This is a genomic window from Bradyrhizobium elkanii USDA 76, from assembly GCF_023278185.1.
Taxonomy (GTDB): Bacteria; Pseudomonadota; Alphaproteobacteria; order Rhizobiales; family Xanthobacteraceae; genus Bradyrhizobium; species Bradyrhizobium elkanii.
On record NZ_CP066356.1, the window covers coordinates 481,934 to 496,708 of the forward strand.

Here is a 14,775-nt window from a genome sequence, read left to right on the forward strand (position 1 = left end):
CCTCCTCAGGACTCTGATTTCGGACGCTGACCGAGCAGCAGGGATGTCGATGACGGATGCGCGGGCGAGAACGGCGGGCGCTTCAGCCCGAAGCCGCGCAGCGGCGTCAGGTCGAGCGGCGCGGTGATCTCGTGCGACGGCGCGTCCTTGATCTCGTCCATCGAGCAGATGCCGGCGACGAAGGTCGGCTCGGAGCCGAGCGGCGCGCCGCGGCGGGCGTATTTGTCGTAGGTCAGCGGCAGCGTGTTGTTGAAGCCTTCGCGGCCGAGGCCACCCTTGGCGTCAATCGCCATCATCTCGCTCATGCACATCTTGCCGGGCTCGACGCACATGTTGAGGATCGCCTTGTAGAGATCGCGGTCGACCGAGCGGTAGAGCCGGATCGGATCGTTCTGGCTCGGACGCTCGAGCTGCAGATAGTCGGTGCGGCCGAGCATGTTGCTGCTCGCCTTGGCGCTGCCGATCCACTTGTCGAAATCCGTTGCCGACAGGCTCTTGAAGTCGAAGTGCATGCCGGAGAAGCCGGCGCCGCTGTAATTGGCGGAGAAGCCGCGATAGGTGCCTTCCTTGTTGGCGACCGCGTGCAGCTTGGTCTCCATGCCGGGCATCGCGTAGATCTGGCCGGCGAGCGCGGGGATATAGAATGAGTTCATCACGGAGGACGCCGTGATGCGGAAGCGGATCGGGCGGTCGACCGGAGCCGCGAGCTCGTTGACGGCGGCGACGCCATAGTCCGGGTAGATGAACAGCCACTTCCAGTCGAGCGCGACCACCTCGACATTGAGCGGGGCGTCCTTGCTCTCGATCGGCTTGTCGGCGGCGATGCGGCCGAGCGAGCGGTACGGATCGAGCAGATGCGTGCCCATCCAGGTCAGCGCGCCGAGGCAGATGATGATCAGCAGCGGCGCCGACCAGATCACGAGCTCGAGCTGGGTGGAGTGATCCCACTCCGGCTCATAGGGGGCCGCGGCGTTGGACTGGCGGTAGCGCCAGGCGAAGAAGACGGTCAGCGCCATCACCGGAAGCACGATGATGAGCATCAGGACGGTCGAGATGACGACGAGGTCGCGCTGCTGCGCGGCGATGTCGCCGGCAGGGGCCAGGACGACGAAATCGCACCCGCCAAGGAGCGCCGCGAACGGCAATAAGGCCAATAATTTCAAGGCGCGCACGGCTCACCCCACTGGAATTTTATGAGTTCCGCCAAGGGGTAGCTGCGATGCAGCAAAGTTCACATTGGACAATTTGTCCAATGTTGCACTGCGGGATGAGAGATCAGAAGGTGAGGTGGACCGCGTGGCAAATTCCGCCCGTGGCCTCATCTCTTGCTTGAGCATGATCGATTCGGAAAACCGGTTTCCGCTTTCCCGGATCATGCTCCAAAGGACGGTTCTCCGGCGATGGCACAAGCCCCAGCAATGGCTCACGGCACCCCGACCGCATCAGGTCACGCGCAGGCGAAACCCGGCGATATCGCCATCGGCGTCATCATCGGACGCACGTCGGAATTCTTCGACTTCTTCGTCTATGCGATCGCCTCGGTCATCGTGTTTCCGAAGCTGGTGTTTCCGTTCGTCAATGAACTGACCGGCACGCTCTATTCGTTCGGCATCTTCGCGCTGGCCTTCGCCGCGCGGCCGCTCGGCACCGTGATCTTCATGGCGGTCGACCGCCGCCACGGCAAGGGCGCCAAGCTCGTCATCGCGCTGTTCCTGCTCGGCACCGCCACGGTCGCGCTCGCCTTCCTGCCCGGCTACGACACGATCGGCGTCGCGGCGATCTGGCTGCTGGCCGCCGCGCGCGTGCTGCAGGGCATCGCCTGGGGCGGCGCCTGGGACGGTCTTGCCTCGCTGCTCGCGATGAATTCGCCGGCGCATCGCCGCGGCTGGTACGCGATGGTGCCGCAGCTCGGCGCGCCGCTCGGGCTGATCGTGGCCAGCGCGCTGTTCGCCTTCTTCGCCGGCAACCTCTCGGCGGATGATTTCTTCGACTGGGGCTGGCGCTATCCGTTCTTCGTCGCCTTCGCCATCAACGTGGTGGCGCTGTTCGCGCGGCTGCGCATGGTGGCGACGGATGAATATTCCGAGCTGTTCGAAAGCCGCGATCTCGAGCCGGCACGGGTCGGCGAGACCGTCGCGCAGGAGGGCCGCAACATCCTGCTCGGCGCTTTCGCGCCGCTGGCGAGTTTTGCGCTGTTCCACATGGTCACGGTGTTTCCGCTGTCCTGGGTGTTCCTGTTTACCAAGGAAAGCCCGGTGCGCTTCCTGATCATCGAGATGATCGGCGCGATGGTCGGCGTCTTCGCGATCGTCGCCTCCGGCATGATCGCCGACCGCGTCGGGCGCAAGCCGCTGCTGCTGGGCTCTGCGGTCGCGATCGCGGTGTATAGCGGCTTCGCGCCGCAGCTGCTCGACGCCGGCGCGTTCGGCGAGACCGTCTATATGGTGCTCGGCTTCGTGCTGCTCGGCCTGTCGTTCGGCCAGTCATCGGGCGCGATCGCCTCGAGCTTCGCGCGCAACTATCGCTACACGGCCTCGGCACTGACCTCGGATTTCGCCTGGCTGTTCGGCGCCGGCTTCGCGCCGCTCGCGGCGCTGCTGCTGGCGACGCATTTCGGCCTGATCTCGGCGGGCGCCTACCTTCTGTCGGGCGCGGTGTGGACGCTGCTGGCGCTGTGGCTAAGCGGATTGCGCGAAGCGGAGGCTTGAACTCTTCTCCTTCCCCCTGAAAAGGGGGAAGGTCGGGATGGGGGTCTGCCGCACGCGCAGGCGTGTGTGGAGAGACAAGATCCCCACCCGCTTTGCTCTGGCGAGCAAAGCGACCTCCCCTTTTCAAGGGGAGGTGGATAGGCCTCGCGGATGGTGCCCGATACCCATCTCCATCCTCAGCGAAACAGCCCGTCGACGCGGAACGAATAGCCCAGGCCGACGATGGTGTTCGGCGAGTTGCGGTTGAGTCCGAACGCGACATGGAAGTCGACCTGCTGGGTCGGCGTGATCCGGTACAGGCCGCCGGAGTTGATGAGCTGGGTCGGCCGCGCGCCGTCGGGATAGTCGCCGACATATTCGGTGAACACGCTGATCCGCTCGGTCAGCTTCTTCTCGATCACGAAGGTCGCCTCCGACATGTGCCGGCCGGTCAGTTCGGCAGGGCGGAAGAATTCGGTGAACATGCCGCTGACGCCCCAGCCGTCATGGAGCTCCCATGACCACGGCAATTGGACATAGGGCTGCGCGCCGCGCCCGGCGATTTCGGCTGCGCCCGTCGGCAGCGCGACGCCGGCCGTGATCGAGAGGTCGAGCTTCCCCGGCAGCGGGCTGATCTGCCATTTGATCCCCGGCGCGACGTCGGAAAAGCCCGAGGCGCCGGGCGACTTCACAGTGCTGACATAGCTCGGCAGGTCGACCAGCACTTCGAGGCAGGGCGCAATCCCAAGCCGCCAGCGGCTGTTGCTACCGTCGATGCTGCGACCACTGCTGCGGCCGGTCAGGTTGATGCCGTTCTCGTTCTGCAGGCTCCCGACCGGCACGACGATACTCGAATTGGTGACGTCGGGCCGGTCGGTCGCGATTTCGTCGCCCGGCTTGGGACAGCCGTCCGCGCGCGCGGCGGTGGCTGCTGCGAGCGTGAGCGCAGCAAGCACGCACCCGAGTTCGGCAAGTCGAGCGACGGCGCCGAACCGATTCTGAAACACTGGGGATGCTCCAATAGCCCGGCGCCGCTGCGGAGGTGGCAGCTTCGATAGAGATCGGCGGCGCGCGGGGAAATTCCCGGCTGGCTCAAAAATCTTCGTCAGTCGCCGGCCGCGCGAAGCGCACGGCATTTCAGGGAATAGAATGGCAGCATGGCTGCTCCTGTTGTGGTGGCAAACAGGAGAGCCCCGGGAATGACCATTCGTTCGATCGCAGGCGTGCTGGCGCCGCGGCAAGCCAAAATTGCCGCGATGGCGGCGATCGCGATTCTGCTCGCCGTGAACAGCGCCCGTGCCGCGGGAGATGCGGCGCGCGGCGCCACGCTGTACCAGGGCTGCGGCGATTGCCATTCGATCGAGAAGAACGACGTCGGCCCGATGCACAGGGGCGTGGTGGGCCGGCTTGCCGGCTCCGTCGCGGGCTACAATTACTCGGACGCGCTGAAGAATTCGAAGATCGTGTGGACCGAGGAGAATCTCGACAAATGGCTCACCGGTCCGGACGCCATGGTTCCCGGCACCAAGATGTTCTACGAGGTTCAGGATCCGAAGGACCGCGCCGACATCATCGCCTTCCTCAAGGAGAAGGCGAAGTAGAGCGCTCTCTCCACGTCGTCCCTGGGGAAGCAGGGACCCATGATCACTGGAATATGTTGTTAGGGCGCGCTGTGGCCCCAGCTTTTTTCAATCAATCGATAGCTGTGGTTATAGGTCCCGGCCTTCGCCGGGACGACAGCGGTAGTGAGGCGCGAGCGCGACGCCTCGCAGCCTCAATCCACCACGATCTTGACGCGGTCGCGCGGCTTCACCTGGGCATGGGCGTCGAGACCGTTGAGCACGCGGAAGCGCTCGGCCGGGTGATCGACGCCGGACATGCGGTGCGACAGCGATTCCACGGTGTCGCCGGGCTGCACGTTGATGACCTTGATGCGCAGCGGCCGCGCGGCCTGGATCTCGTCGAGCGTCAGGCGGCGGAACGAATTGACGGTCTCGCGCGCGTTGCGCTCGCTCTCGGTGGACTTCTGCTTGGCGGCGAAGATGAAGCGGTAGACGTCGCTGCCGAAGCGCAGCGCGTAGACCTTGAACTGCCACTGGTCGCCATGTGCGGTGGCCGACGCCGCCGGAAAGCCGTTGATGTTGAGGTCCTCGGTCGAGGACTTCTCGACGCCTTCCATCCAGCCCGAATTCAGGTAGTCGCCGAGCGACTGCTCGGCCGGCACCCGCACCACGTCGAAGCGCATCGCCTGGCTGCCGCCCTCGCGCACGCCGATCACCGCTTGCGCGGTGTTGTCGAGCGTGAAATTGTCGGGCGCGGTGAAGGTGAAGCCGAGCTTGGGATGCAGGAAGCGGCGGCCGCGCACGAAGCCTTCGCTGGGATCCTCGCCATAGACGATGTTGTCGATCGCGGCGAGATAGGTCTCGCGGTCGCGCTCGTTGCTCTCGGGCGACGAGTATTGCCGTGCGGTGGTCTGCGCGTTGTTGATGCGCTCGGGCGTCGCCGGATGCGACGAGGTGAAGTCCTGCGCGCGCGGATCGAGCGCGGTCTTGCCGATCTTGAGCGCGGCATTGCGCTCCATCGCGGTCAGGAAGCGCGCCGCGCCGTAGGGATCGAAATGTGCGCGCGCGGCGATCCCGACGCCGATGCCGTCGGCCTCGAACTCCTGCTGGCGCGAGAAGCTCGCCATCGTCAGCTTGGTCTTGGCGAGCGCCAGCGCGGTGAGATCGGGATCGGTGCTCATGTCGGTGACGACGCGCGTCACCACCGCCGCCTGGCGGGCCTGGTCCTCGCGCATCGCCGCGTGCTTGGCCAGCACATGCGCCATCTCGTGGCTCAGCACCGAGGAGAGCTCGGAGGTGTCGCTGGCGAGCGCAATCAGGCCGCGCGTGACATAGAGCTGGCCGGTCGGCAGCGCGAAGGCGTTGACCGCGCCGGAATTGAGAATCGTGACCTTGTAGGCCTGGTCGGGCCGTTCGGAGGCGGCGACCAGCCGCTCCACGGTCTTGCTGATCAGGGCCTCGAGCTTCGGGTCGTCATAGGCGCCGCCATAGGACGACAGGATGCGCTCATGCTCGCGCTCGCTCGTGGGCGTCTGCTGCACCACGCGGTTCGGCTTCACCGGCGCCGCCGCTGCCGTCGGCGTGGCCTGCTCGAACCGGCCGATATTGCCGCAGGCCGATAGCGTCAGGGCGGCGCAAACGAGCGCCGGCGCAGCCGAAAGGCGGCGGCCAGTCCCCTTTTCACGCCGTCCTGCGCGCTCAATCACGTCAAAAACTCACAAATTGTCCCGTAAAAAGACCGGGGCAGGGCCCTTGGGTTTCTTGAGTCCCTTGGGCCTAGTTCCCGCCGAGCACTTCAAGCTGCCCCACCCGGAGCAGTTCGATTCGCGGCCCACGTCGTGCTTCCACCCAGCCTCGTACACGAATCTTACGATTTTCCAGAGACTTGGGCGCAAGCCCGGCCGCCTCGAACGCAGGGACTATGCGCCTTGAAATAGTCACAGCAAAGTCCCGTGTCCAGTTTCGGCCGAAATTCAGGTAGGTCGTCGCCCCGGCCTGACGCACGGACAAAACCCTGCCCTCGACCACCGTAAAGCGCCCGATCCCGGCCAAAATATCGTCCGGACTTTCGGCGTTTTTTATGACGGTGGCCTCGGCCCAGGTTCCCGATCGGGCGGCCCTGGCCTCGGCCTCGGCCGCCATCAGCGCCGTGGCGCAGTCCTTGTCGGCGACTTCGGATGACGCCAGCGCGAGACCCTGGCGCAGCAGCTCGCTTTGCACGGGCTTTTCGCTGCCTTCGAGGAATGCGTAGGCCGGCTGCCGGCCGTAGCGGTCCGGCGTGTCGTCCTGTCCGCGCAGCGTCACCTCGCGGCCGACCAAAAGCGCCGTCAGCGCTGCCGTGGCTTTCGTCTTGTCGGCCACCTCGATACCGGCGAGCTTGACCTCGCGGCCGTCGTCGAGCCGAAGGCTGCGCGTATCAACGACAGCTGCGACGCGACCCTCGCCCTGAATCTCGAAATTGCAGCCAGTCGCTTCGGCGCGTCCGATGCACGTGCCGGTCGCAAGGGCGCATGCTGTCATCATCACCGCCCGCGGACGGCGACGCCATGCTCTATCGCGTGGAGGCGTCATGCGGCACTCGTCACTCCGGCGCGCTCCGTTCGGAGCGTGGTCGCCAACAAGGACAGTCTGACGGAAAGATCGCTTCGGAGCCACCACAAGCGAAGCGAGATCGCATCAGGGATGCATCGTTGATTCGGTAGTCAATTTTTCTGCAGCGCTTCTCATCGCGTGCACAGGCGAAATTCGTGTTCCACATCAATGCGTGCCTGTCGCGGGACGAACCCGTCTTCAGCGCCCCTGTCGTGACGAAAATTGCCGTCCGATCGTGCGTCGAGCGGCCCTCACACGCGTCAACCTTACCCATTCAGCATCTCAACTCCGTGCACGGAATGAGAATTCGTCATTATTGCCAATGACTTGCGGCACAAGGTAACTATTCGGCAATTTTTTGAAACAGCGACCCGTCGCGGTCGCTCACGCATATTGCCGAGGTCCTTGTGTCGAATCCCGTTGTTCTGACGCTGACGACCAGCGATCCGCTCCACGATTATCTCCAGCTCTACAACGCGATCTCGGCGATCAGCGTCGGCGGCGGACTAGCGTCGGCCAACACCGACTACGTCATCAACTTCTCGACCTCCGGCAGCGCCCGCACATTGCAGCTGCTCGACGATCTGCCGGCCATCAATCTGATGAACGGCTCGACGCTCACCTTCGACGGCAACACCGACTACAACAACCAGCTCGGCGGACAGGACTACAGCGACGTCATCGACGCGCGCGGCCATCAAGGCTTCGTCGTCGTCGCGGGCAAGGTGACGTTCAAGAACCTGACCATCATCAATGCGGTGGCAAGCGGCGGCAATGGCGGGGTCGGCGGTGGCGGCGGCGGCGCGGGTCTGGGCGGCGGCCTGTTCGTCGGACAGAACGCCGACGTCACGCTGAACAACGTCAACTTCGGCAGCAATACCGCCAAGGGCGGCAATGGCGGCACGGTCGATCCAGCCGGCGGTGGCGGTGGAGGCGGCGGCATCGGTGCTGACGGCGGCAGCGGCAATGGCGGTGGTGGTGGCGGCGGCGGCTTCGGCGGCCAGGACTATTACGGCTACCACGGCAATGGCGGCAGCGGTTACAGCGAGGCGGGCTCCGACAGCCAGCATCCCTCGACCGGGGCGCAGACCGCGGGTGGCACGCCGGCGACGATAGAAGGTGCGGCGGGCGGCGGACAGGGCGCCGACAATTACGGCGGCTCAGGCTACGGCGCACATGCCGGCGGTGGCGCGAGTGGCGGCGGTGGTGGCGGCGGTGTCGGTGGCGGCGGCGGCGGCATCGGCGGCGCCAACTCGGTGGGCGGCGGCCCCTCGGGCACCCTGATCGGCTTCGGCGGCGCCGGCGGCGTGGGCGGCGGTGGCGGCGGCGGCATTTATGGCGGCGGCAACGGTGGTTTCGCCGGCGGTGGCGGCGGCTCCGGCAACGGCAGCGGATACGCGCATACCGGCGGCAATGGCGGCTTCGGCGGCGGTGGCGGCGGTTCGAACGGCACGCCCGGCACCGGCGGATTCGGCGCCGGCAGCGGCTCGCTCGCCGGCGGCGGTGGCGGCGGCCTCGGCGCCGGCGGCGACATCTTCGTTCAGCAAGGCGGCAAGCTGACCGTCATCGGCGGCACCTTGATGGATGCAACCGAGACCGGCGGCACCGGCGCCAACGGTGCCGGCAACGGCTCGGCCTATGGCGACATCTTCATCCAGGGCACGATGGTCGTCACGCCGACGCACACCGTTTCCACGCTCTTCCAGGGCTTGCAAACCGTCACCACGCTGACCATCGCCGACACCATCGCGGATGAAAAGGCCATCAGCGGCACCGGCGCGAGCGGAAAGCTGCAGGTCTCCGGCGGCGGTACGCTGACGTTGACGGGTGCGAGCAGCTATGTCGGCGGCACGCAGATCGATGCCGGCAACACGCTCTCGATCACGGCCGACAACAATATCGGCGGTTCGGCCAGTGCACTGATCCTCAACGGCGGCACGCTGACCACGACCGGCGGCTACACCTTCACTCACGATATCCAGGTCACCGCCGCTGGCGGCACTTTCGACATATCCTCCGGCACGATCGTCGACACCGGCTCGATCAGCGGCTCCGGAACGTTCACGCTGTCCGGCGCCGGCACGTTGCAGCTTGGCCTTGGTCAGCTCGCGAGGCTGACCGGGACGCTCAACCTGAGCGGCGGGCACCTCGGATTGACGACCGGCGGAATTTTTGATGACGCCATCGTCGTAGGTGGCAATTCCGTTGTTGCGGTCGGGACCAGCGCGACCGTCACGGACACTGGCCTGATCAGCGGTGGCGGCAATCTCGGCATCGACGGCGGCGGCACCTTCGTGCTCAGCCATGCCAACACCTATGGCGGCACGACGATCTATTCGGGCACCGCCTGGCTCACGACCTATGGCGCCGCCGGCACCGGCAACATCTCCTTCAGCACCGGCCTTGCCGGCACGCTGAAGATCGACAACGCCGCGCTGAACGGCAACGCCTTCACCAACACGATCTCGAACTTCAATCCCGGCCAGAAGATCGATCTGACCGGGTTGGCGTATAACACCCAGAACCCCTCGCTCAACACGGTCAGCCTGTCCGGCAACACGCTCTCGATCTCGAACGGCACCACGACCGACACGCTGACCGTGACCGGGCTCGACGGCGGCACCCGCTTCCAGCTCACGCAGGATGCGAACGGCGGCACGGTCGTGCAGATCGTCTCGACGCGGATCTTCAACGTTTCCAGCGTCGCCGAGCTCAATGCCGCCATCACGCAGATGGATTCCGGCGGGCAGAACGCAGCCCAGAATGCCAACTACACCATCAACATCACCGCCGACTTCAGCCTGACGTCGGAGCTGTACGCGTTCAACCTCTTGAGCGGATCGAGCGTGACGATCAACGGCAGCGACGGCCACGGCGGCACGCACACGATCGACGGCCTCAACGCGCAACGCGGCTTCTTCGTCTATGCCGGCAACGTCAACCTCGAGAACCTGACCATCCAGAACACGGTGGCGGTGGGCGGTGGCGTCAGCCGTGGCGGCGGTGGCGGCGGCGCCGGGCTTGGCGGCGGGCTGTTCATCTCGTCGAACGGCAGCGCGACGATCGACAATGTCACCTTCCACAACAGCGCGGCCATCGGCGGCAACGGCGGTCCCGGCGGGAGTGGAAGTCTCGCCAACATCTACGGTCTCGGCGGTGGTGGCGGGATGGGCGGCCGCGGCGGAAGCAGCGGCGGCGGCGGCATTGGCCTTGGCGCGCGAGCCCCGGACAATGACGCATTTTCCAACGGCGCTGGCGGCATTGTGCTCGGCGCGGCCTCGGCCGGCCGCGGCAGCTACGGATACGACTACCCGTACATGGACGGGTACATTCATAACTACGACGCGGGCGGCATCGGCGGCGCCAATGGCGGTGGCGGCGCCGCCGGGGGATACGTCGGCCTCAGCTCCCGCGCGAACGGGGCGGGCGGCGGCATCGGCGGTGGAAACTCGCTGGACGGCGGCAACGGCGGTTACGGCGGCGGCGGCGGCGCGGGCGGCAATGGCGGCTTCGGCGGCGGCGGTGGCTACGGCGGCAATGGTGGCTTCGGCGGCGGCGGCGGCATCGGGGCCATGGGCGGGTTCGGCGCCGGCAATGGCGGCACCAACGGCAACGGCGCGCCGGGCGGCGGCGGCGGGCTTGGTGCGGGCGGCACGGTCTTCGTTCAGCAGGGCGGCTCGCTGACCATCAAGGGCGGCTCGCTTTCAAACGATTCTGGCTTCAACGCCGTCAAGGGCGGCACCAACGGGAGCGGCCAGGCCAGCGGCTCGGGCATCGGCTCCGGCATCTTCATCCAGGGCAACAGCAATCTCAGCTTCACGCCTGGCAGCGGCCAGACGCTGACTGTCGCCAACGACATCGCGGACCAGAGCGGCAATGGCGGCACGGGTGCGAATGCCGGTGTCGGCGGCCTCGTCATTAGCGGCGGCGGCACCGTCATCCTCGGTGGCAACAATACTTACACCGGTAACACCACGGTCAGCGGCACCGGCACGAGGGTATCGATCTCCGCCAATGTCAATCTCGGCGCGGTCACCAGCGTCCTGAAGCTCGGCGACGGCACCGGCATCAGCTTCACCGATGGCTTCACGCAGACCCGCAACATCACCGTCGCCGGCGATCCGGTCTTCAATGTCGCCGCCGGCGAGACCGTCACCCAGAGCGGCGTCATCTCCGATGGCGCGACGCCTGGTGATGTCGAGGTGACCGGCGGCGGCCGGCTGGTGCTGTCCGCGCACAACACCTATTCGGGCGGCACCGTCATCAAGGGCTCGATCCTCGAGCTGGCGGCGAACGGCGCGGCGGGAACCGGCGCGATCGCCTTCACCGACGGCAGCACCGAGAAGCTCGTGCTCGATGCCGCGGCATTCTCCGGCACCTCGTTCAGCACGTCGATCACCGGCTTTGCCGGCGGCGATACTCTCGACTTCGGCAACATCGGCTATGACGCCGCGGCGACGCTGTCCTATGCGAACGGCGTCTTGCTGGTGAAGAGCGGCAGCGGCGCGACGCTCGCCTCGCTGAACCTGAGTTTTGGCGCCGGCGCCTCGGCCGGCTCGCTGCTTCTTGGTTCCGATGGCTCGGCGACGCCGCATCTGGAAATCCGGTCGCAGGCAAGCATCGCCTCGATCACGGCCGACACCACCGATCACCTCACGATCCTGAACGCCGGCAAGGTCGTGATTATCACCGTCAACTTCAGCAACACGGTGAGCGTGACCGGCGCGCCCGAACTGCTGCTCAACGACGGCAAGGCCGCGACCTATCTCAGCGGCAGCGGCTCGCAGGCGCTGGTGTTCAGCTACACGGTGCAGGACGGCGACAGCACGTCCGATCTGCAGGTGCAGAGCCTCTCGCTCAACGGCGGCACGATCAGGGATCCCGGCGGCCAGGACGCCGACGTGACCCATGCGGCGACCGACCTGCATCTCGTGATCGACGCGATCGCGCCGACCGTGTCGGTTGCGGCGAGCTCGACCGCGCTGCTGGCCGGGCAGACTTCGACCGTCACCTTCACCTTCTCCGAGGCGGTCACCGGCTTCGCGCTGACGGACACGACGGTGAGCGGCGGCGCGCTGAGCAACCTCGTGCATGTCGGCGTCAACGCCGCGCACCAGGACATCTACACGGCGACCTTCACGCCCGACGTGGCCAATGCCGAGGCTGGCTCGGTGCAGGTCAACGCATCGAGCTATACCGACAGCGCCGGAAACGCCGGCGCGGCAAGCAGCGCGATCAGCTTCACCGGCGATACCAAGGCGCCGACGGTGGCGGTTGCAGCCGATCACACCACGCTGGTTGCCGGCGATAGCGCGGTTGTCACGTTCACCTTCTCCGAGGCCGTCGGCGGCTTTGGATTGGGGGATGTCACCGTCCAGGGCGGTGCGCTCGGCAATCTCACCCATGTCGGCGTCGATGGCGCCGGCCATGACGTCTACACCGCGACCTTCACGCCCGACGTGACCAATGCCGAGGCTGGCTCGGTGCAGGTCAATGCATCGAGCTATAGCGATACGGCCGGCAATTCCGGCTCGTCGAGCAACACGATCAGCTTCACCGGCGACACCAAGGCGCCGACCGTGTCGGTCTCAGCTGACCATGGCACGCTGCTCGCCGGTCAGACCGCGGTCGTGACCTTCACCTTTTCCGAGGCGGTCGTGGGCTTCGCGCTCGGCGACGTCAGCGTCAGCGGCGGCGCGCTGGGCAGCTTTGTCCATGTCGGCGTCAACGGCGCCGGCCAGGACATCTACACCGCGACCTTCACGCCCGACGTCACCAATGCCGAGGCTGGCTCGGTGCAGGTCAATGCATCGAGCTATGGCGATACGGCCGGCAATGCCGGCGCCGCCGGCAACGTCATCAACTTCACCGGTGACACGCTGGCGCCGACGGTCTCCGTCACGCTCAATCCCGACACGGTGCTGGCCGGCGACCTTTCGGTCGCGACCTTCACCTTCTCGGAGGCCGTCTCGGGCTTCGCCCTTGGCGACATCACCGTCCATGGCGGCGCGCTGAGCAATCTCGTGCATGTCGGGCTCAATGGCGCTGGGCAGGACGTCTACACCGCGACCTTCACGCCCGATGTCAGCGACACCGAGACCGGCTCGGTGAAGGTGAATGCGTCCGGTTACAGCGATGTGGCCGGCAACGCCGGCGCGGCAAGCAACACCGCGACGATCGGCGGCGATACGCTGGCGCCGACGGTGTCGATCGCGGCGGATCGTAACGCGCTGCTGGCGGGCCAGACCGCGCTGGTGACGTTCACTTTCTCCGAACAAATCGCGAGCTTCGCGCTCGATGACGTCACCGTGCATGGCGGGGCGTTGGGCAATCTGGTCCATGTCGGCGTCAACGCATCGGGCCAGGACGTCTACACGGCAGTTTTCACGCCGGATGAAAGCAACACTGAAGCGGGCTCGGTGCAGGTCACCGCCTCGAGCTATACCGATATTGCCGGCAATACCGGCGCGGCGAGCGGCACCATCAGTTTCACCGGCGATACCAGGGCGCCGACGGTGTCGGTTGCCGCGAGCCCGAGTACAGTGCTTTCGGGCCAGACTTCGGTTGTCACCTTCACCTTCTCCGAAGCGGTCGCGGGCTTTGCGCTCAGCGATACCGTCGTTGCCGGTGGCACGGTGACCAACCTGGTCCATGTCGGGCTCAATGGTTCAGGCCAAGACGTCTACACCGCGACCTTCACGCCCGATATTAACGACGTCGTGGCGGGCTCGATCCGGGTCACCGCCGCGAGCTATGCCGACGTATCAGGCAACACCGGCGCGGCGAGCAATACCGCGACGATCGGTGGCGATACGCATCCGCCGACGGTATCGGTGGTGGCCGATCACACCCTGCTGCACGCCGGCGACGCCGCGCTGATGACGTTCACCTTTTCCGAGGCGGTCGCCGGTTTCGGGCTCGGCGACGTCACCGTCCATGGCGGCCTGCTGGGCAGCCTCGTCCATGTCGGCGTCAATGGCGCAGGCCACGATATCTACACCGCGACCTTTACGGCCGATGTCACCGACCATCTGTCGGCTAACATTTCGGTTGCGGGGGCGAGCTACACCGACATCGCCGGCAATGCCGGCGGAGCAAGCAACGCGGTCAGCTTCACCGGCGACACCAAGGCGCCATCGGCACCGACGCTAATGCTGCACCGGGACACCGGCGTCTCCAGCGCCGACCACATCACCAGCAATCCGCTGATCGATTACACCAAGTTCGATGCGATCGACACGCTGCGCTACAAGGCCGACGGCGCGTCGGGGTTCTCGACGGCGGCACCGGTCTTCACAACGGACGGCGTGCATTCCGTCACGGTGCAGGAGGTCGACGCCGCCGGCAATGTCGGCGCGTCGTCGAGCCTGACCTTCACCCTCGACACCACGGCGCCTCATCTCACCGGGATCACGGCGACGCCCTCCGGTGGCGTCGCGACGCCGGGTTCGCTGGTGCAACTGACGGTCGGCTTCAACGAGGCGGTGCACGTCAATGGCGGCACGCCGAGCCTGACGCTGAACGATGGCGGCACCGCAATCTACGACGCCGCGGCAACGGCGCTGCTCGGCGATTCCTCGAAGCTGGTATTCGATCACATCGTGTCGTCGACGGATCGGGCCGGCTCGCTGGCGGTGACCGGCTTCGCCGCCAATGGCGCCGATGTCGTCGACCTGGCCGGCAATGCGGCCTCGCTTTCGGCGGTGTCCGCCGTCTTCGACGCCCTGCATATCAACGAGACCATCGTGCCGGCCTACACGCTCGGCGCCATTACCCGGCCGGAATTGCATCTGGATCTGGGCGGTCGCATCATCATGGATGCAACGGCGGCGGCATTCGCCGGACATTATGGCATGCAGTACCTGTTCCTCGGCCTGCCGGCGGGAACGCCCCATCAGACCGTTCCCGACTTTCATCTCTGATCGCAGCGCGGC

7 protein-coding genes are annotated in these 14,775 nt (G+C 66.2%); 3 read left to right on the forward strand and 4 right to left on the reverse strand.

Features of this window, described 5'->3' with window-relative positions:
- Window positions 1–5 precede the first annotated feature (5 nt).
- A complete protein-coding gene (cyoA, locus tag JEY66_RS02220) occupies window positions 6–1,172 on the reverse strand; it encodes a ubiquinol oxidase subunit II (protein ID WP_026191983.1) in 1,167 nt (388 codons plus the stop codon).
- Between the two features lie 246 nt (window positions 1,173–1,418).
- Between cyoA and JEY66_RS02225 the strand changes: the two genes are divergently transcribed.
- A complete protein-coding gene (locus JEY66_RS02225; protein WP_016848461.1) occupies window positions 1,419–2,708 on the forward strand; it encodes an MFS transporter in 1,290 nt (429 codons plus the stop codon).
- A 176-nt stretch (window positions 2,709–2,884) separates the two neighbouring features.
- Here the strand turns inward: JEY66_RS02225 and JEY66_RS02230 are convergent, their stop codons facing one another.
- On the reverse strand, window positions 2,885–3,694 hold the full coding sequence (locus JEY66_RS02230; protein ID WP_016848460.1) for a transporter: 810 nt from the start codon (window positions 3,692–3,694) through the stop codon (window positions 2,885–2,887).
- Between the two features lie 192 nt (window positions 3,695–3,886).
- On the opposite strand from JEY66_RS02230, the gene JEY66_RS02235 reads away from it, so the two are divergent.
- Window positions 3,887–4,288, forward strand: coding sequence for a c-type cytochrome (locus JEY66_RS02235; RefSeq protein ID WP_016848459.1), 402 nt, complete (start codon window positions 3,887–3,889; stop codon window positions 4,286–4,288).
- Window positions 4,289–4,461: 173 nt separating this feature from the next.
- On the opposite strand, the gene JEY66_RS02240 is transcribed toward JEY66_RS02235, so the two are convergent.
- Complete coding sequence (locus tag JEY66_RS02240) at window positions 4,462–5,955, reverse strand: M48 family metalloprotease (RefSeq protein ID WP_018269161.1); 1,494 nt, start codon at window positions 5,953–5,955, stop codon at window positions 4,462–4,464.
- A 70-nt stretch (window positions 5,956–6,025) separates the two neighbouring features.
- Window positions 6,026–6,772: a thermonuclease family protein gene (locus JEY66_RS02245; RefSeq protein WP_016848457.1), complete on the reverse strand. Its 747-nt coding sequence runs from the start codon at window positions 6,770–6,772 to the stop codon at window positions 6,026–6,028.
- A 476-nt stretch (window positions 6,773–7,248) separates the two neighbouring features.
- Between JEY66_RS02245 and JEY66_RS45020 the strand changes: the two genes are divergently transcribed.
- Window positions 7,249–14,763 carry a beta strand repeat-containing protein gene (locus JEY66_RS45020; RefSeq protein ID WP_026191981.1) on the forward strand — a complete coding sequence of 2,505 codons (7,515 nt, stop codon included), beginning with the start codon at window positions 7,249–7,251 and terminating at the stop codon, window positions 14,761–14,763.
- Window positions 14,764–14,775 lie beyond the last annotated feature (12 nt).

Excerpts from the sequence above, each read along its gene's own strand:
- JEY66_RS02235 (WP_016848459.1), top strand. The coding sequence starts at position 3,887 with ATGACCATTCGTTCGATCGCAGGCGTGCTGGCGCCGCGGCAAGCCAAA.
- JEY66_RS02225 (WP_016848461.1), top strand. The coding sequence starts at position 1,419 with ATGGCTCACGGCACCCCGACCGCATCAGGTCACGCGCAGGCGAAACCC.
- JEY66_RS02245 (WP_016848457.1), bottom strand. The coding sequence starts at position 6,772 with ATGATGACAGCATGCGCCCTTGCGACCGGCACGTGCATCGGACGCGCC.